Source organism: Enterococcus hailinensis, from assembly GCF_045862035.1.
Taxonomy (GTDB): Bacteria; Bacillota; Bacilli; order Lactobacillales; family Enterococcaceae; genus Enterococcus_A; species Enterococcus_A hailinensis.
In genome coordinates this window covers 12,529-30,137 of the sequence record NZ_BAAFRV010000021.1, presented here as the reverse complement: position 1 = coordinate 30,137, position 17,609 = coordinate 12,529, and the positions used below count along the sequence as shown (strand labels likewise).

Annotated in this window: 15 protein-coding genes and 1 pseudogene; 2 read left to right on the top strand and 14 right to left on the bottom strand. The window is 35.9% G+C overall.

Annotation, left to right across the window (positions count from 1 at the left end; translation table 11 throughout):
* The first annotated feature begins 89 nt into the window (after positions 1-89).
* Complete coding sequence (locus ACKTSC_RS12005; protein ID WP_407857727.1) at positions 90-1,082, top strand: IS30 family transposase; 993 nt, start codon at positions 90-92, stop codon at positions 1,080-1,082.
* Positions 1,083-1,482: 400 nt separating this feature from the next.
* Here ACKTSC_RS12005 and ACKTSC_RS12000 read toward each other — a convergent pair.
* The 8 genes and pseudogenes from ACKTSC_RS12000 to ACKTSC_RS11965 all read right to left on the bottom strand — a co-directional run.
* Positions 1,483-1,989: pseudogene (locus ACKTSC_RS12000) on the bottom strand (zinc-binding dehydrogenase); the annotation flags it as partial.
* A complete protein-coding gene (locus ACKTSC_RS11995) occupies positions 1,965-2,564 on the bottom strand; it encodes an SDR family NAD(P)-dependent oxidoreductase (RefSeq protein ID WP_407857726.1) in 600 nt (199 codons plus the stop codon). The pseudogene ACKTSC_RS12000 and the gene ACKTSC_RS11995, both read right to left, overlap by 25 nt.
* 17 nt (positions 2,565-2,581) lie before the next feature.
* Complete coding sequence (locus ACKTSC_RS11990) at positions 2,582-3,343, bottom strand: carboxymuconolactone decarboxylase family protein (RefSeq protein ID WP_407857725.1); 762 nt, start codon at positions 3,341-3,343, stop codon at positions 2,582-2,584.
* Between the two features lie 144 nt (positions 3,344-3,487).
* Complete coding sequence (locus ACKTSC_RS11985; protein WP_407857724.1) at positions 3,488-3,766, bottom strand: hypothetical protein; 279 nt, start codon at positions 3,764-3,766, stop codon at positions 3,488-3,490.
* Positions 3,767-3,843: 77 nt separating this feature from the next.
* Positions 3,844-4,386 (bottom strand): LysR family transcriptional regulator, encoded by a 543-nt coding sequence (locus ACKTSC_RS11980; protein WP_407857723.1) that lies wholly within the window; start codon positions 4,384-4,386, stop codon positions 3,844-3,846.
* Positions 4,387-4,475: 89 nt separating this feature from the next.
* A complete protein-coding gene (locus ACKTSC_RS11975) occupies positions 4,476-4,874 on the bottom strand; it encodes an OsmC family protein (protein ID WP_332580657.1) in 399 nt (132 codons plus the stop codon).
* Positions 4,875-4,983: 109 nt separating this feature from the next.
* A complete protein-coding gene (gene nox / locus ACKTSC_RS11970) occupies positions 4,984-6,312 on the bottom strand; it encodes a H2O-forming NADH oxidase (RefSeq protein ID WP_407857722.1) in 1,329 nt (442 codons plus the stop codon).
* 229 nt (positions 6,313-6,541) lie between these two features.
* Positions 6,542-7,348: a gluconate 5-dehydrogenase gene (locus tag ACKTSC_RS11965; RefSeq protein WP_407855747.1), complete on the bottom strand. Its 807-nt coding sequence runs from the start codon at positions 7,346-7,348 to the stop codon at positions 6,542-6,544.
* Between the two features lie 330 nt (positions 7,349-7,678).
* On the opposite strand from ACKTSC_RS11965, the gene ACKTSC_RS11960 reads away from it, so the two are divergent.
* Complete coding sequence (locus ACKTSC_RS11960; protein ID WP_407857721.1) at positions 7,679-9,781, top strand: LTA synthase family protein; 2,103 nt, start codon at positions 7,679-7,681, stop codon at positions 9,779-9,781.
* 95 nt (positions 9,782-9,876) lie between these two features.
* On the opposite strand, the gene asnB is transcribed toward ACKTSC_RS11960, so the two are convergent.
* From asnB to pbp4, 6 genes are all read right to left on the bottom strand, one after another.
* Positions 9,877-11,757 (bottom strand): asparagine synthase (glutamine-hydrolyzing), encoded by a 1,881-nt coding sequence (gene asnB, locus ACKTSC_RS11955; protein WP_332580661.1) that lies wholly within the window; start codon positions 11,755-11,757, stop codon positions 9,877-9,879.
* 195 nt (positions 11,758-11,952) lie between these two features.
* Positions 11,953-12,987 carry a hypothetical protein gene (locus ACKTSC_RS11950; RefSeq protein WP_407857720.1) on the bottom strand — a complete coding sequence of 345 codons (1,035 nt, stop codon included), beginning with the start codon at positions 12,985-12,987 and terminating at the stop codon, positions 11,953-11,955.
* Positions 12,988-13,836: a hypothetical protein gene (locus ACKTSC_RS11945; protein ID WP_332580663.1), complete on the bottom strand. Its 849-nt coding sequence runs from the start codon at positions 13,834-13,836 to the stop codon at positions 12,988-12,990.
* A 202-nt stretch (positions 13,837-14,038) separates the two neighbouring features.
* Entirely contained in the window at positions 14,039-15,082 is a 1,044-nt protein-coding gene (locus ACKTSC_RS11940; RefSeq protein WP_407857719.1) for a DUF1002 domain-containing protein, read from the bottom strand.
* Between the two features lie 224 nt (positions 15,083-15,306).
* Positions 15,307-15,489: a hypothetical protein gene (locus ACKTSC_RS11935; protein WP_332580665.1), complete on the bottom strand. Its 183-nt coding sequence runs from the start codon at positions 15,487-15,489 to the stop codon at positions 15,307-15,309.
* A gap of 55 nt (positions 15,490-15,544) precedes the next feature.
* Entirely contained in the window at positions 15,545-17,569 is a 2,025-nt protein-coding gene (gene pbp4 / locus ACKTSC_RS11930) for a penicillin-binding protein PBP4(5) (RefSeq protein ID WP_407857718.1), read from the bottom strand.
* Positions 17,570-17,609: the final 40 nt, after the last annotated feature.

The window sequence follows — 17,609 nt, the reverse complement described above, 5'->3', positions numbered from 1 at the left end:
GTATTGTCACTAAGCAATTTTTGAGTAGTATTCTTTGTGATTTCTGAGTAGCGTAGTTTACTAAACTTATTTTTTTAGGAGGGTTTTAAATGTCGTATAACCATTTATCGTCTGAAGAACGTGGGCAGATTGAAGCATATGTAAGAGAAGGGGTTTCTCAAGCTGAGATAGCTCGTCGCTTAAATAGGCATAGATCTACGATCTCTAGAGAAATCAAACGTGGTACTGAGCAAAGAAAGAAGAATAGTCTCGCTAGTTTACCGTATCAAGCAACAAGTGCGGGTAACCTAGCACGTATTCGCAAGAAAAATTGTGGAACAACAACTAAGGCTACCATACACAACACAAAAACGATCATGAAGTATCTTAATATGAAATATTCGCCAGAGCAGATCGCTAATGCCGTTCGTAGCGTAAAGGTTTGTACATCAACTATTTATAGTTGGATTTATAAAAAAATTGTTCCTTTCGACATAAAAAAATTACGTAACCGTGAAAAACGTTACAAAATAAAAAATACGAGTAACCGATTAAAACGTCCAGATCGAGCTTTTTTTGAGGGACGCACGTTGGACAACCGACCAGAAGAGGTTCAGTTACGAACGGAGTTCGGCCACTGGGAAGCAGATACTGTTGTGTCTAAGCAAGGTGTCGCAGCGTGTCTAGCAACGTTCATAGAGCGTAAAACAAGGCATTATGTAGCAATTAAGATACCCAACAAGACGGGTAGATCCATGATGACAGCAATTAAGCGTCTAGTGGAAATGTATCCACACGGTGTGAAATCGATCACATGTGACCGTGGAAGCGAATTTGTTAATCAGTTCGAAATTGGACTTATTGAAGATACTTTTGATTGCAAAATCTATTATGCTAATCCGTACGCACCACATGAACGCGGCTCTAACGAAAATCATAATGGATTACTACGAGAATATTTTCCAAAACCATCTAATTTTAAAAATATTTCTCAACATAAAATCAATCAGGCCGTTCAAAGTATGAATTTACGACCAAGAAAACTTTTCAAATGGAAATCACCGCAATTTAAATTTGATTTAGAGTATTCGAAAATTTCTTAGAAACAATTAAAATGATTTTACATCGTTATAAAAAGAAAAAACGAACAATAAGCTATATATCAAAAACGGAACATGATATAATAGACCAAATCACGAATGATTGTTATATGGCATTATTTGATTGTTGCACTTAATCCTAACATTCGCCTCCATTAATCTACTTTTTTTAATGTATATTATGTAAACTAAAATATTTTAAAATAAATTTTTAGCTAAAATCGTTAGCTACTTTGACTCTCAACCTAATTAGGACCTATTTTTTATTTTTGCTATTATTTAGTAGTTTATCAAAGATTTCGTACTCAAAATCCTTTATTTAGAATTTAGATTAAATAATAGAATCAGCATTCTTTATATAAAAAGATCCCGCACAAATAATTGTGCGGGATTAAATTTATTATTAGTCAATGATCAATAAAGATTTTATAGCTTCTCTACGATCCATGGCTTCATAAGCTGTTTGAACATCATCTAAAGAAAATTGTTTATCAAATACTTTTCCCGGATTTATTTCACCGGTTAAAACAGCATTTAATAAAATTTCTTTGTCATGTGTAGTTACTGCTGCGATTCCTCCGCGTAAACCTATATTACGCCAAAATAAACCATTTGTATCTAAGTTATCAATGTGTGGAACGCCAACTTGGCCGACAATAGCTCCTGGACGACCAACTTTAACTGCTGTTTCGATCGATTCTTTTGTACCGACACATTCTAAAACAGCATCGGCACCAGCTTCAGTAAGTTCCATTATTTTATTTACTGCAGTTTCACCACGTTCAGCAACAATATCAGTTGCCTCGAATTCAATTGCTAGTTTTTGGCGATCTTCATGACGACTCATTGCAATAATTCTTTTTGCTCCTAATAATTTTGCTCCGATCACACCACATAAGCCAATTGAGCCACTTGAGCAGAGCCGTAACGAAATTCTGTCCGAGCTCCACCAGGTTCTACGATCGTCATACCAATATTAAACGGCGCAACCTCTTGAGCAACTGATTCGACAAATCCTTCAATTCCCCATTTTGTAGCGTGATACATCGAATTTCCTGCAAATGCTACTTGACCACCGTACGAAGACATTTGGATGATGCGGCCACCTCCTTGTTTTCTCATATGTGGTAAAATCGAACGAATCATTCCAATCGAACCTGTTAGATTGGTAGCGATAATGTGGTTGACTTCTTCTTCAGATAATTCTTCTGCCGCACCAAACAAACCATAGCCGGCATTGTTGATCAACACATCCACTTTATCGATATGCTTATAAATATCTGCTATTAATTCCTTGATTGCTTCCGTATCTGTTACATCTAAAAATTTTCTAAAAAAAGTATCGGGATATTTTTCGATTAAATGTTGTACTTTTGTATCATTTCGAACAGTCCCAATAACCGTCTCGCCGTTTGCTAATAATTGTTTAGTCATTTCATAACCGAATCCACTGCTTACCCCGGTGATTAAATATGTTTTTGACATGTTGTTTTCCTCCAATTTTATGAATTCATTTGTTCTCCCGCTGCATTGACACACGCTAAAGCATTAAGACTTCTTGGGTAACCAATAAACGGTAGTACTTGAGAAATAATTTTGATCAAATATTCTTTGTCATTACCAATCCGCATATTCGTTTTTGAATGCGAAGTAAGCTGATTCTCGCAACCACCTTGAGCTAATAAAAAGCAAAAAGTGATCATTTCTCTTTCCTGATACGTCAATCCGCTACGAGTGTAGTAATCTCCAAAGCAATTTTCTGTTAACCATCGATTAATATGTTGTGATTCCCTCGGACCGCTGGTAGCAAAATTTTGCATTTGTGGACCAACGATAGCAACCAATGTCTCGTTCCCTTTTTCTAAACGGTCTTTAGTAGTGGTGGTGGCTTGACTGGGAAGCGGTAGAGAAATACCTAATGCTTCAAAAATTTCATTGATTGCTTTTAGAAATGGAAAGACCCTACCGATTCCCAAATACGCTGTACTTTGATAGATGACTTCTTTTATCTCGATTGGTGTAAAACCAAAATTGATTGCTGCCGGAACCATGGCACGAAATTCATCAATACTTTGGGATCCTAATAAAGTGGCCAAAATAGCAATGAATCTCGTTCTATCCTCTAAATCAATCGTACGAATCACTTCATCAAATGTAAAATTATCAAATCGCTCAATAAATTCCGGGTCTGTGATCAGAAATTCAGAAGTATACTCTGGGAACATCCTTTCGTGAAACTTTTCTGCGTTCTTAGTTATGCTCATTTTAATTCCTCGTTTCATTAACTGCTCTTTATATTGCTTAGTATAGATGTCAGCGTAGTTAGGAACAATTTGACTTACTTATACTATGCATAAGTTTTTCTAATGCAAAAAAACTGTGATTAATGTAATCACAGTTTTACAAATTTAATTGAAGAATTTATGCAGAACATTAGCGAACTCTTCCATATAATAATTTGTTCGTTCTTTTTTCCAAAAAGCGCAGTACTTACGAATTAGCGGCTCGCCACTTTTTAATAACGGCAAGCGTTTAATAGATATTGGTGGCTCTGTTAGCATCCCCGCAATTTCAATTGGTAAAAAACCACGATTGCCAATAACCATAAGCCGTGCTTCTTCCAGACTATCAGCAAATAAAAAGGTCCCGTTGAATCCCAATGTATTACGATAAAAAGTTTCTTCCAACTTTTGCTGTTCAGAACTTGCAACTAAAATACAGGGGATATTTTTCAGCTCTGCGATTTCAACTTTTTCTTCTTTGCTTATTCTTCTTTGCTTAATGGATTTCTGATAGATGTTTCAATATAGACTTGAGGTTGGATCAACTCATAATTGATATATTCAGTTGAAAACGCCCGACGTTGATCGCTTAAAATGACATCTACCGTATTTTGCAGAAGTTCTTGATAGAGCTCTTCATGGGTCCCATTAATAATGTTAATGGAAACTTCTGGATATGTCTCTGAAAATTCAGCAATCGCTTGATGTAATTCTTGACCACTGTATACACGAAGGTAACCTAAATTAAGTTGAGTTTCACTATCTTCCCCTATACGTTTTGTTTCAACGATGACCGCGTCAATATCTGCTAGTAATCGTTTTGCTTCTCGATAATAATAGTCTCCAGCTGGCGTAACAAAAAACTTTCGATGTTGACGGTGTAATAATTCTACACCCAGCTCTTCTTCTAACGATCGAATTTGTTGAGATATCGCTGATTGAGAAACAAATAACTCTTCTGCAGCTTCAGTGAAACTATTTTTTTCAATCACAGATACAAAATATTTCATTTGTTTAAAAAGCATCTACTCACTACTTATAGTTTGATACAGTAAGTAAAGCAAAAAAAGAGCTGTTTATCAAGCTGTAGTTAACTTTAGCCGTCTATCAAAAATTAAATAAATTCAACTGTTTCAGTCACTTGAATTGTTGGATCTAATGATTGAATGACTGGGCAATTAGCTGGAATCAGTTTCAAACAATGAATCGCTCTTTTTTGATCCGCTTCAGGTACGTTGCTAGCAATAAATTTAAGTTGGATCTCACTGACAGGTTCTGCCTTTTTTTGTTCATTACGACGATAAGTGACTTCAATTTTGGAAATCGTTGCTTCAATTTTAGAATTTTCTAAGATTGAAATATAAACATAACCACCACAAGCCGCTACTGAACTCACCAACATTTGAACTGGGGAGTATCCCTTCTCCTTAGTTAAGATCCACTCTCCCTTTTTTGTATGCATTTCAAATTTATTCTCATCATGTTGATAAATTTCTAATGTTTCTACTGTCATCATTTTTTCTCCTTATACATATTCTGTTTCAACTCTGACCCATTTAGCTAATTTAGTCAAAAAAAGTGTATTATAAAAGCCCAGAAAGAATTCTTTCTGGGCTTTTATCTTAGTCGGCACTTAGTGCAGCCATTGTAATATAATTATATGGTTGATTGAAGTGCGGTAAGAAGAAGATATCTAATAGTTTCAATTTATCGATTGTTACTTTTTCCTCGATTACCAATGAGAACATATGAATTCCCATTGAAATATCCTCATAAGATGCCATTTGAGCACCTAAAATGCGTCTTGAGCTTTCTTCGTAAACGATCCGAATTTTTACTTTATTATTTTCTTTCATAAATCCTGGTTTTTGCAAGTCTTCAAATTCGGTATATTTAACATTGAAGCCAGCTTTCTCTGCGGCTTGAACCGTTAATCCAGTCGAAACCATATGATAACCAAAAATTGAAATTCCATTTGACCCTTGTACCCCAATTGATTCTAACGGTGTACCACCGATATTATGTCCTGCTACGATTCCTGAACGGACCGCGTTAGTTGCTAAGGCGATATAGGTTGTTTCTTCCAATGCATTAGAATAAATAGTTGAACAGTCACCCACTGCGTAAACATCTGGATCACTCGTTTGTTGATGGAGATCAACTAGATAGGCGCCATTATTGAATAAATCTAAGTGCTCTTTTCCTAAATTATTATTTGGAACGAAACCAATCGCATTGATGACTAAATCAACTGGGTATTCTCCTTTATCGGTGACGATTGCTTCAACTTTTTCTTGACCAAGATATTCTTTCGCCAATTCATTGTAATGCAGTTCGATGCCATTTTCACCTAGAACTCGATCCATATCTTGAGTAAACCATGTATCATAGTAATTGGGTAAACAACATTCCGCCGCATCAAATAGCAAAACATTTTTTCCACGACGTTTTGCGGCTTCAGCTATTTCAACACCGATATACCCAGCGCCAATAACCGCTACATTTTTAACATCTGATTGTCCAATGGCTTTATCAACCGCTTGACCATCTTGGAATAATTTTAAAAATTCAACGTTTTTTAAATCTTTTCCTGGAATATTCGGCGAGATTGGTTTAGAACCAGTTGCTAGAATCAATTTATCATAATTTTCATCGAATATGCCTTCTGCGTTCTCACAGTGAACAATTTTTTTAGTAAAATCAATGGATTCGACAGTTGTCTCCATATAGATTTTTGCTCCTTTTTCTTCAAAGGCTTCTTTATTTGTATAGAATAAGTTTTCATAAGAATCAATTTGTCTTCCTACCCAAAGAGCAGTGCCACAACCTAAATAACTAAGATTAGTATTTTTATCAATCATTACAACTTCTTGATCTGAATAATTATCTAATAATGTATTTGCTGCTGCGATGCCTGCATGATTAGTACCTATAATAACTGTCTTGGTCATATAAAAAAACTTCCTTGTGATTATTTTAACTTGCAAATACATTATACACACATTACAGATTATATTCATTATCTTTTGATAATATTTTTTGTATTTAAATGACTTTTTGTCTTTGAATCACTATATCGTCTAAAAAATATACTGAACATGACTTTTAATTCCTTTTCAAAAATTACTTAAATAATAAAAAACTCTACTTGTTAGTAGAGTTTTTTTAAGAGTCTCCTTGTTATTCTGGTTGTTTTCCAATGGAAGCTAAAATTCCTCCATCCACATAAAGAATGTGTCCATTTACAAAATCTGATGCTGCAGAGGCTAGAAATACAGTTGGTCCCGCTAAATCACTTGTCTCACCCCAACGACCAGCTGGCGTTTTTGAAACAATAAATTGATCAAATGGATGTCTAGATCCATCTTGTTGCCGCTCTCTTAATGGTGCCGTTTGAGGTGTCGCAATATATCCAGGACCAATACCGTTACATTGAATGTTAGCTGAACCAAATTCTGAACAAATATTTTTTGTCAACATTTTCAAGCCACCTTTTGCTGCAGCATAACCCGAAACAGTTTCTCTCCCTAATTCACTCATCATTGAACAAATATTAATAATTTTACCTTGACCTTTTTCAATCATACTTGGTAAAACCGCTTTGGAGACAATGAACGGCCCTGTCAAATCCACATCCACAACTTTTCTAAAATCCTCTACAGACATATCTAACATCGGAATTCGTTTGATGATTCCAGCATTATTAACCAATATATCGATCGTACCGACTTCTGATTCGATTTGATCGATCATTTTTTTGACCGCCATTTCATCTGTAACATCACAAACGTAACCTTTAGCTTTTATTCCAGCTTTTTGGTAGCTAGCAATCCCTTGATCTACCGATGACTGTCTTGAGCTATTAAATACAATTGTTGCTCCCGCTTTCGCAAGTGCTTCTGCAATTTCAAAACCAATTCCATAGATGGCTCCCGTAATCAAAGCAACTTTTCCATCTAATCGAAACATATCCATAGTAAAATCCATTTCATTCGCCTCATTTCTTACTTAGTACAATCTATTTTAATTAGTGTGACAGTCTATAATCAAATGTTGAGGACTTATTTTTATCGTTTTGTTCGATTTATTTTTTTAATATTATAATATTTTACTTGCGATATTTTTAGTTCGTTATTTGAAATACTTTTAATCTTGTCTTTTTGTTCCTTTCTTGGGTTAAAATTCATTTATAAACAACTAAATATCTCGTCATAATGTTGATATATCAATTAATTTCACCTGTTTAAGTTTGACCTTCCCTCTGAAAACCGATAAACTATTTAAGAAATACTAAAAAAATTTATTAGGAGAATATACATGTCTCATTTTCAAAGGATTACTGATTTTATTAAAACGAGAATAGGTTTTTTTAGCCTGCTATTGATCCTCTTATGGATAAAAAATATGTTTGCCTATATAGTTGACTTTCATTTAAGTCTCCAAGGTCCAATGCAATTTTTTATTTTGCTGATCAATCCGATTAGCGTTTCGATGCTTTTGTTATCGATCGGATTATTCATTCGTCGACCTAAAGTTGCCTATACAACGCTTTTTATTCTCTATGCTATCTTGACGATCTGGCTGTTTTCTAATGCTGTCTATTATCGTGAATTCACTGATTTTATCACGATCAATACGTTGTTAGGTGCCGGTCAAGTCTCTACTGGTTTAGGAGAAAGTGCTGTCCGTTTATTTTGCTGGTATGATATTTTTTATATTATCGATCTATTTGCTTTGCCAGTTCTTTTATTTAAGAAAATTATTCCCGTCGATCCAAAGCATCCACGTTTTCGTCAAGCAACTGCCTTGGCGGCTTTATCTTTACTAATTGGCAGCGGTAATTTATTTTTGGCTGAAGTCGATCGTTCGGGGCTTCTAAGTCGTCAATTTTCACGGGAGTTTTTAGTTAAATATTTAGGCGTGAATGCATTTACGATTTATGATAGTTATCAAACGTATCAAAACAACCAGATCCGAGCGGAAGCAAGTCCGACTGACTTAAAAGAAGTTGAAAGTTATGTCAAAGACCACTACGCAGAACCAAACGATTCGATGTTCGGTATCGCAAAGGGGAAAAATGTTGTTTATATTCATTTAGAAAGCTTCCAGCAATTCTTGATCGATTACCAATTAACAGATGAGAACGGCGTGAACCATACTGTTACACCTTTTCTGAACAGCTTGTATCACGGCGAAAGTACCTATAGTTTTGATAATTTTTTCCATCAAGTTAAAGCCGGCAAAACATCTGATGCCGAGACATTAATGGAAAATTCATTGTTCGGTTTAAATCAAGGAGCCTTATTTACTCAAATGGGTGATAAAAATACGTTTGAAGCTGCACCAAATATCTTGCAGCAAAAAGCTGGTTATACCTCCGCCGTCTTTCATGGGCATTCCGCTTCTTTTTGGAATCGTGACAAAACATATAAGCATTTAGGATTTGATTACTTTTTTGATTCTTCTTATTATGATGTCAATGATGAGAATTCATTCCAATATGGGATGCACGACAAACCGTTTTTAAATCAATCGGTACAATATCTAGAACATTTACAACAACCGTTTTATGCTAAAATGATCACTGTTTCTAATCATTATCCTTATTCACGCTTTAAAAACGATGAAGATGGCTTCCCATTAGCAACTACAAAAGACGAAACGATCAATGGCTACTTTGCTACAGCGAATTATTTGGATACTGCGTTAAAAGAATTTTTCGATTACATGAAAGCTAGCGGACTGTATGATAATTCTATTTTTGTTTTATACGGCGACCATTATGGTATCTCAAATACCCGAAATAAAGAATTGGCTCCATTGCTAGGGAAAGATTCTTCTACCTGGACAGATTATGACAACGCCCAATTACAACGAGTACCCTTCATGATCCATATCCCGGGTGCCACAAGTGGCGGAATCAATCATACTTATGGCGGACAAGTCGACGCTCTTCCTACTCTGTTGCATTTGTTAGGCGTCGATTCTAAAAAATATCTGCAGTTAGGACAAGATTTATTTTCCGATGAACATAAACAAGTCGTTGCCTTTCGCGATGGCGATTTTGTAACACCAGAATATACCTTTTACGGTGGGAAAATGTATGCTAATCAAACGGGAGCTGTGATTGATGATCCAACTCCAGAACAAGAAAAATTATTTACTCAATTGAATCAAGATGTTGATGAGCAATTAATCACTTCTGATAAAATCAATAATGGCGATTTATTACGTTTTTATCAAGATAGCGGATTGGAACCTATTGATCCATCAACCTTCGATTATCACAATCAACTTGAACGTTTAGAAGCCATCGAAAAGCAAAAGAGTTCTAAGTCTACTAGTCTCTATAGCCAAAACAATCAACAATCTACGGTCAGCCTATATAAGACGAAAACATTCAGAGAATACTCAGAATAAAAGAGCTTCGCCGAATCGGCGAAGCTCTTTTCATATATTGTTATCATTAAATAAAAAGCTGTGGAGAAAAAACTCAACAGCTTACGAATATTTTTTTATGCAATGGCTGTTGGTACTGGTTTACTGCCATCGTTGATGAAGTATACTTGATACCAAGTTAAGAAAGTATAGATCGTCCAAATTTTACGACGACCATCAGCGGTACCCGCATAGTTATCATCTAATAATTTAACGATTTTGGCTTGGTCAAAAAATTCTGATACAAAATCTTGTGTAAAGACGTCGCGGACGATTTGGTAATATTTTTCTTCACGCAACCAGTCTTTGATTGGAACTGGGAAACCTAGTTTTTCACGGTTGTACCATTCTTCTGGCAAGTGACGAGCAGCCGCTTGACGGAAGGCATATTTAGTATTTTCAGCATTGATCAAATATTTCGTTGGGACAACTTCAGAAACTTTCATCAACTCTTTGTCTAGTAATGGTACTCGAACTTCCAATGAGCTAGCCATTGATAATTTATCAGCTTTCAACAAGATATCTTTAGGCATCCATTGGTGCATATCTAGGTATTGCATTTTTTTGATTTCTGACATGTCTTGCACTTTATCATAATGTTTTGTGACGATATCTTTGATCGATGGGCTTTGTTTGAAAGCTGGTTGCAAATAGTCGATTGCTTCATCTTCTTCAAATACTTTAGCTTGGCCGATAAAGAATTCTTCTGCTGGCGCTACTGAAGTATATAAATGCAAGGCTCCTTTAAACGTCTTTCCTTTCAAGCCTTTAGCAATTGAATAACGCATACCTTTAGGTAATTTTTTCAAACCTTCAGCAACAACTTTTACTGCTTTTGATTTTGTGTGCATACCATACTCGGAATAACCGGCAAATAATTCATCTGCACCTTCACCACTTAAAGCTACACGAACGTCACGGCTAGCAAGTTCAGCCAAGAAGTATAATGGCACACATGAAGGATTTGAATCTGGTTCATCCAAATGATATTGGATCAATGGGAAGTATTCGAATGCTTCATCCCCTGTAACGACACGAGACGTATTATTTAAGTCGATTAAATCGGCTAATTTTTTAGCTTCAATCGATTCATTGTATGATTTGTCGCCAAATCCGATCGAGTATGAATGTTCTGGACGTAAGACAGCAGTCACGTAACTTGAATCTACACCTGATGATAGGAATGAGCCCACTTCAACGTCTGCGATTCGATGTGCTTCAATCGATTCAACGACTGTTTTATCGATCAAGTCGACCGTTTCATCTAATGTCATCGTTGTTTCTTGTTCTTTAACATCCCAATATTGTTGAATGTCTAATTGACCATCTTTATAAATGAAGTAGTGGCCTTCTTTGATTCGATAAACATTTTTGAAGAATGTTTCATCTAAAGCAGAATATTGGAAGGTCATGTATGGTTTCAACGCTTCTTTATTCAGCTCTTTAACAAAGTTTGGATGTTGCAAGAAACTCTTGATCTCTGAACCATACATAAAGGTTCCATTCATCATAGCGTAGTATAAAGGTTTGATTCCGAAATGATCGCGGGCACCAAATAATTCTTGTTTTTCAGTGTCCCAAATCACGAAAGCAAACATTCCGCGAATTTTTTGTAATAGCTCTACTCCGTATTCTTCATACCCATGGAGCAAGACTTCAGTATCAGCATGTGTCGTAAAGACGTGACCTTTAGCAATCAAATCTTCACGGATACTTTGGTAATTATAGATTTCACCGTTAAAAGTGATAATCTTTGTTTCATCTTCATTTTTAATTGGTTGTGTACCGCCTTCAAGGTCGATAATGCTTAAACGGCGAAAACCTAGTGCAGCACCTTCATCAATAAATTGTCCCGCGCTATTTGGTCCACGGTGAACAATTGTATCCATCATATCTTTAACGATTTTTTCTTTTTGCGTTGTATTTGAACGATCAATAAATCCTACAATTCCACACACAATCTCTACCCTCTTTCAAACATGGTAATCTGATACTCTTTCATATCAACTTTCAAAGTATATCATAGGATTTACGGACTTTCACGAGTGAACGTAATTTCCTAAAAAAAAAGCCATAAAATTTAAATTTTCCTCAAATACCTACTAGAAAATAAAGAGCAAAGAAACTTCGGATAAGTCTCTTTGCTCTTTATTTTAATCCGTAATCGTAAGTGGTACTAAAAATGGATAGCTGCCGAAAAATTCAATCAGCGATTTATTTTTTCTATCCGTGTTCATTGTTAGGCTGCAAGTCTGACTAGCATCATCTTGATTGATCGTCACCGTTTGTTTACTATCCAGCGCAACCAAATAATTTTCAGTCCCGATTTTTTTGAAATCATATTTTTCATTATTCATGGTTGTGATAAAGATTTGATCTAGTACATCCACTGGTATTTTATGCGGGATCGTCACCGTTCTATCTAGTGGTTTGCTGTTATCCAATAAATTCTCGTCGAATTCAAAGCCTAAGTCTTTCATATGACTGATCACATCATTCATCTCACGACTGAACATTGAATTCTGTCCGCTTGTATAAATATGGTTGGTATAACAATCTTTTAATAAAGTCAAAATCGCCTCATCAAAAACTTTTACTGTCATTGATTCAGGATAAACTTCCATCAATTTGATTTTTTCATTGCGGAATTTCCCATCAGAAGTCGGCATCATGAAACTAAACCCAATTTCATTTTTATCCATCAAACGGTAAGAAAGATTGAAATACTTGCTTTCCCAAGTTGAGAAATCATTCGTTGACAGTTGTAAGCCATGACCTTCTAATGGTTTGATCAATTCAAAAGTGAAATATTCTAATAACGCACCTTTTGCGATCGCTGATGCTTGTTCTTCTTTGGTCACAAAGATTTGATTGAAATATTCTAACAATGCTGAGAAATCAGATTCCATCAATAATTTACGAAATTTAAGATCTGCGAGTTCTTTTTCTGCATCATCGATCAATTCTAATAAGTCTTGATAACTTTGTTGACGATTGTCATAATAATTCAACGATGTTTCACTGACTGCTTTTTCTTGAGTTGAGGGTTTCACAGTATCACTCTTTTCTTCCAAGGCATTATCTTCCGGATGGAGAGTTTCTTTTTCGCGAATATTCAAAGCTGGATCTTCATCAGGATTGACTAATGTGTTATAGATTTGATTGAATTTATTTTTTTCATCTGCCATCTATTTTGCCCCCTTGTTTAGAAAATCCCCAATAAATTGATCAAGTGCGGCATCCATTTCTGATAAACCACCAAAACGCTGCTTGATCAAACGCAACTCTTTCAAAGCAATCGCTTGTTCTAAAGCTAAAGCAGCAATTTTATTGGCTATTTCAATTTTTTGTGATTCACCAGATAACTGATTACCAACGAAAGGTGTCCATTGACTACGTTGCTGTTTCAAGTCTTTGATAGACTGATCAATCTCATCTACTTCGTCTTCAATTTTTTTACGATTCATAAAAGTTTTCGTTTCTTCTAATTCTGCTTTGCGTTTTTCTTGTTGCGAAATTTTATCGTTTAAATCACGCAACTCAGATTGAGCAGCGATCGATTTGGCATCGAAGTCATCTTGCTGATTTTGCAGCTCAGCCATTTCTTTCTTGTACTTGCCTGCATCAGCCTTCTCCCACTGTTCACGGACTAAGGGTAAAATTTTGATTGCTGGTTGGGTAGCGTCCACTTGCAGGACAGTCCGATCTCGATAGTAACTACCGATTTGATAATCCATCAAGACAGGTGAAACTACTTCACGCATGATCATAAATGGGAATGATCGTTGAAGCTCTTGATCTAACTTGCTCGTCAAGAAATTATCGATCTCATGATTTTCATTACTTGACTGTTGAATGGACATCGGCAATTCATTCCAATAAATCCGATAGACATCGCCCATTCGTTCCTCATCCATTGCTTCTTCTAATCGTTTGAGTTGTCCCATCAAACCGCCTAATACACCCGAAGCAGATTCTTTTACAGAATTAAACGATGTATCGTTTTGAAGCTCTTCCTGTTTCTCTGGAGTCTCCATCTAAGACCCTCCTTTATTTTTGATTGAATTCTATAATAAATATTACCATAATTATTATTTTCGCTAAATCATACACTGTTGATTGCATTTGAATTAAATTCACTCTTCTATTTTAACCTAGCAACGCCTGATTGATAAGTATAAACTGCTAAAGATAATAAAAAAGATTGTGTCCTTCGAAAAAATGACACAATCTTTTTAATTAGTTTGTTAATCCGCTAAAGAAGCCTTTGATTTGTTGCCATAAATTTGTGAAAAATCCTTGATTATCTTCCAATGTTCCTTTTAGAGAATTACCAAAGCTGCCTAATTGATCAGAAAGTTTATTGACCGTTCCTTTAAAATCTTCACTGATTTTATCAAGCTGAGCGATCGACTCTTTGTCTAATACACCGTCAGTTGTTTGATATTTCTCCGCTAATGAAACCAATTTGTTCACATCGTCAGTAGTAACATAGTCCGAAAGGTTATTTTTAGCCAATGCATCATTGACGATTTTTTCGACATCAGCTTTAGTTGCTAATTCGCCTTGCTTTTCTTTTAGATCAGCTAACTCTTTTTTGATATCGACCAATGTTTGGTTTAACTGAGCTTTATAGGCCTCATCAGCTTTTTCTTTCTCACTATCAGATAAATTTTGATTGTCGCTTTGCTCATTTGCTTTATTCACTACAGATTCAGAAACATCAGAAGTCGTGTCTAATTCTGTTTGCGCAAGTTGAGCACGTTCAGGATCGACTGTTTCACCATTTGCTTCAAATGCTTTATAGACCCCGGTTAAAGCACTCTCACCAGTAACTTTGACCACACTAGCAACTTTGACTGTCGCATCAGTGATTCCCGCCGTTACTAACGGATTTTTATATTGATCGGCTGTAATTTGAGTAATATTTTCTGGTGTTAAGATTTTTACGTTGATTCCTTTACCTTGATCCTCACGATTAACCACAACCGAACTTAACATGACGCTATCATCGCCACTTCCGTAACCCAAGTATTTCACTAAATCCGCACCAGTTGCCTGTTCCGTTTTGACACTGTCTTCTGTCACACCTAATTTATTCATCGTTTCCGACAATTGTGTTTGGTTCAAACCAGCTCCTGCAACAAAAGTCGGTTTTCCCCAACGTTCATTGATCGCGCCGTCATCAGAAGAAGAAGCTGCATGAGCGATTGTTTGCCCAATCACACCGGCTCCTAACGATAAGCCTAATCCTGCCAATAAAATATATTTATGAAGTTTCATTACTATTCCCTCCTGTTTTTCCATACTCTTATTTTAGCTTACTTCATGCTTTATATATCTTTGAAGCTTCTTTTTTATAAAAATATTTACGATGCTAAGAATCTCTTAATGAATTTTTCAGCCTTTAGATGGAGGAAAACTTACGATAACTATGCATACACTCTTTTTGAACATTATTCATAAAAAAAACTTCTCAACTAAAGTAAGCTGAGAAGTCTTCTTCATTATTTTTCTTTTGTAGTGAAATGAATCTTATCTTGAGCATCACGTTCTAAATAAGTCGTTTCTTTTAGATAGCTAAAGTGCAATTCTTTGATTGAAGCATCTTCTAACATTTTTTCATATCCTTCAAAAATTGCACGGATATATTGTTTGTATGCTTGTTTTTTTCGTTGCCGTTTGTTCATAAGACACCGTCCTTCTTGGTTATCTTACCAAGCATTGGCTTTTCAGACAAGTATTTTATTGATAAGTCTGGTGTAAATACGTCAATAAGTCTTTGGAAAGCTCCGTAGCAGACGTTCCTTCTGCCTTGTTTTCTAAAAATTCAACAACTGAATAATTTTGATTTTCTGAATCAAAAGCATATAAGAAGCTGTTTTCTTGTCCTTTTTCATCTTGTTTTTGTTTGATTTCCGCCGTCCCAGTTTTTGCTGCTAATGGGATATTTAGCGCTGCTAAACTATGGGCTGTTCCATTTTCATCGCTTACAACTGCTTGCATATCTGTTGTAATGGTAGCAGCTGAGCTAGCTTTAATGACATCTTTTTTCGTTTTTGTTTCTTTATCTGCAATCAACTTAGGATAAACCAAAGTTCCATTATTAGGAAAAACAGAATACGTGGTGATCTGTTGAATCGGATTCAACAATAATTGACCTTGTCCATAGCCCGTATCGGCTAAAGATATCTCGGAACTAAAACTATCTTTACTTGATATTTGCGCTGCATCCATAGATATCGGTAAATCTAAGTCTTCACCAAAGATAAATTTATTTAATCCAGCCCGGAAAGTTTTTTCACCCATCTTCAAAGTTTCTTGTGCCATATAAATATTATCAGAATAAACTAACGCTGTTTTCAAATTCACTGGACTAACATCAGAAACACGAGTCACTTGATAAGAACCCCATGAACTATCCTTTTGCCACTTTAATCCACTGATTGTTAGTTCTTCATCTGGATTCAATGTCCCAGCATCGATTCCGATTGCAGCAGTTACGGGTTTAAATGTTGATCCCGGAGCGTATCCTGTAGCAAACCGACTCATGAAGGGTTGATTTGCATCGTTACTATACGTATCATAATCAGTCTGACTAATGCCGTTCGTCATTTTGTTAGGATCAAAACTTGGTGAGCTGGCAGCAACTAACAAGTCACCTGTCTTAGGCGCCATGACAACGCTGGAACCAGCTTTTCCGCCTAAACTATTATAAGCGATCTGCTGCGCACGACTATCAATCGTCAATTTAACTGTTTCGCCATCTTTTTTCTCGATTTTTTGTAAAACTTTCTTTTCGTTTCCTTTACTATCGGTAATCGCTAATGAACCGCCGTCTGTTCCTCGTAATTGTTTATCTAATGCTCGTTCTAATCCGCTACGGCCAATTACACTATCTGTTGAAAGGTCTTCATTCTTTTTAATATCATCAGCGGTTACTTTACCTACATAACCAATCAATTGAGCCGCTGCTTCTTTCAATGGATATGTCCGTCCAGTAGTTGTTTGAACTTCTAAGCCATCTGGCGTTTCCGTCGGCGCTTCAGATGTTGTTTTTAATGGGACAAAAAAATCATCTTGAACCCAGCTTTGGGATAATGCCGTCTCAACGTCTGTATCTGTTAGAGCTAAACTTTTGGCAATCGCCGCAATTTTGGTCGTACGATCTGTACCACTGCCTAAATTTTTAGGAATCACACCTAATTGGTAGACTGTTCCGTTCGTAGCTAAGCCTTCACCATTACGGTCAACAATTTCACCTCGAGTTGCTGCATCGACTTGATAGTTGATTTTATCTTTTCCTGACATTCCTGGAAAGATCAAATTTGGTTTCCAATTGATTTGTTTGCCATCAGCTGATAATGTCCCCGTATACTTCTGATTTTTTAATTGTCCAAAACCTGTATTGATCGACAGCTCATAAGAAAATTGATTTGCACCATTTTTCTTTTCAACTTTTAAATTTTTCATTTTGATGTTTGATGCACTGATTCCGGTAAAAATCGACTGATACTTCTCAGCGACTTCTGCTTTCGTATAGCCAGCTGCTTTCACTGCATCGCCAGATAATTGATTTTTTGTCTCTGAATACTCCTCTTTTTGCAAATTTTTTACAAAAGCCTTAACAGTTGCTTCGCCCGTATTGGCTAATTGACGTGCTTGGTAATACCGAACACCAAAAAAGCCTACAATCAATAAAAGAACCACCGCTCCTATAATGACTGGTAGTTTTCTATTCTGTTTCTTCGTACGTGTACTTCTCTCCATGAGAGTTCCTCCCTAGCTTCCTTTGGACTATTTCTTTATA

Bases quoted from the DNA above. Each gene is read 5' to 3' on its own strand.
- ACKTSC_RS11935 (WP_332580665.1), bottom strand. From the start codon at position 15,489: ATGAACAAACGGCAACGAAAAAAACAAGCATACAAACAATATATCCGT.
- ACKTSC_RS11980 (WP_407857723.1), bottom strand. From the start codon at position 4,386: ATGCTTTTTAAACAAATGAAATATTTTGTATCTGTGATTGAAAAAAAT.
- ACKTSC_RS11960 (WP_407857721.1), top strand. From the start codon at position 7,679: ATGTCTCATTTTCAAAGGATTACTGATTTTATTAAAACGAGAATAGGT.
- ACKTSC_RS11975 (WP_332580657.1), bottom strand. From the start codon at position 4,874: ATGACAGTAGAAACATTAGAAATTTATCAACATGATGAGAATAAATTT.
- ACKTSC_RS11940 (WP_407857719.1), bottom strand. From the start codon at position 15,082: ATGAAACTTCATAAATATATTTTATTGGCAGGATTAGGCTTATCGTTA.
- nox (WP_407857722.1), bottom strand. From the start codon at position 6,312: ATGACCAAGACAGTTATTATAGGTACTAATCATGCAGGCATCGCAGCA.
- ACKTSC_RS11965 (WP_407855747.1), bottom strand. From the start codon at position 7,348: ATGGATTTTACTATGGATATGTTTCGATTAGATGGAAAAGTTGCTTTG.
- ACKTSC_RS11945 (WP_332580663.1), bottom strand. From the start codon at position 13,836: ATGGAGACTCCAGAGAAACAGGAAGAGCTTCAAAACGATACATCGTTT.
- ACKTSC_RS12005 (WP_407857727.1), top strand. From the start codon at position 90: ATGTCGTATAACCATTTATCGTCTGAAGAACGTGGGCAGATTGAAGCA.
- pbp4 (WP_407857718.1), bottom strand. From the start codon at position 17,569: ATGGAGAGAAGTACACGTACGAAGAAACAGAATAGAAAACTACCAGTC.
- ACKTSC_RS11950 (WP_407857720.1), bottom strand. From the start codon at position 12,987: ATGGCAGATGAAAAAAATAAATTCAATCAAATCTATAACACATTAGTC.
- ACKTSC_RS11995 (WP_407857726.1), bottom strand. From the start codon at position 2,564: ATGTCAAAAACATATTTAATCACCGGGGTAAGCAGTGGATTCGGTTAT.
- ACKTSC_RS11990 (WP_407857725.1), bottom strand. From the start codon at position 3,343: ATGAGCATAACTAAGAACGCAGAAAAGTTTCACGAAAGGATGTTCCCA.